1 protein-coding gene and 1 pseudogene are annotated in these 967 nt (G+C 75.1%); one reads left to right on the forward strand and one right to left on the reverse strand.

The annotated features are described in order from the left end of the window. Positions 1-288: pseudogene (locus tag ACOADB_RS15550) on the reverse strand (hypothetical protein); the annotation flags it as partial. Between the two features lie 77 nt (positions 289-365). Between ACOADB_RS15550 and ACOADB_RS15555 the strand changes: the two are divergent. Next, the coding region (locus ACOADB_RS15555; protein WP_378600334.1) for a sulfurtransferase at positions 366-967 on the forward strand (602 nt) is incomplete at its 3' end.

Here is a 967-nt window from a genome sequence, read left to right on the forward strand (position 1 = left end):
CTCGGTGTCCGGCCCGGACTCGGTCCGCGTCAGCCAGGTCAGCGGTACGACCTCGCGCTCCAGGCTGGCGCGCGCCATTGCCTCCAGCACCTCGACGCGCAGCGCCAGGTCGAGGTCGTCGTCGGACCCGATCTCGAACGAGCGGACCTCGCCGCCGGGCACCCCGACGTGCAGCACGGGCGGGTGGACGCGGCGCCGCTCGGTGCGCGCGTGGCTGATCACCGCTCCCCGCAACACCCGCTGCAGCAGGAGCGGCAGCGGCTCCTGGAGTCCTGTGCCGGTCGACATGGGGATCAGCGTGCACGATCGCACCGCTGCGCGGGTCCGTCCTCCACAGGTCGCCGCGGGCCTCGTAGATTGCGGACATGGCCGACCCCCTGATCGATGTTGCCGCCCTCGCCGAGCTGGTCAGGCACGGCGGGCCGGTGACGGTCCTCGACGTGCGCTACCGGATGGGCGGGCCGCCGGGGCTGGCGGAGTTCGTCGCGGGCCACGTCCCCGGGGCGTCGTACGTCGACCTCGACACCGACCTCGCGTCCCCGCCGGGAGTGCGCGGACGCCACCCGCTGCCGGAGACGGCAGTCTTCGAGGCGGCCATGCGCCGGGCCGGGGTGAGCAACACCCGCCCCGTTGTCGTGTACGACGACTGGTCGGCCCACGCCGCGGCGCGCTGCTGGTGGCTGCTGCGCCACCACGGCCACACCGACGTACGGGTGCTGGACGGTGGCTGGGCGGCCTGGACCGCGGCCGGCCTCCCGGTCGAGACCGGCAGCCCGACCGGCGGCGAGACCGGCGCAGAGGCCGGTGACTTCACCGCCCGGCCGGGCAGCACGCCCTCCGTGACCGCCGAGAACGTCCGCGACACAGCCGTCCTGATCGACGCCCGCGCACCCGAGCGGTACCGCGGCGAGGTCGAGCCGATCGACCCCGTCGCGGGCCACATCCCGGGCGCGGTCAACGTCCCGAC

The sequence above is a fragment of the Nocardioides sp. CPCC 206348 genome (genome assembly GCF_048654705.1).
Taxonomy (GTDB): Bacteria; Actinomycetota; Actinomycetes; order Propionibacteriales; family Nocardioidaceae; genus Nocardioides.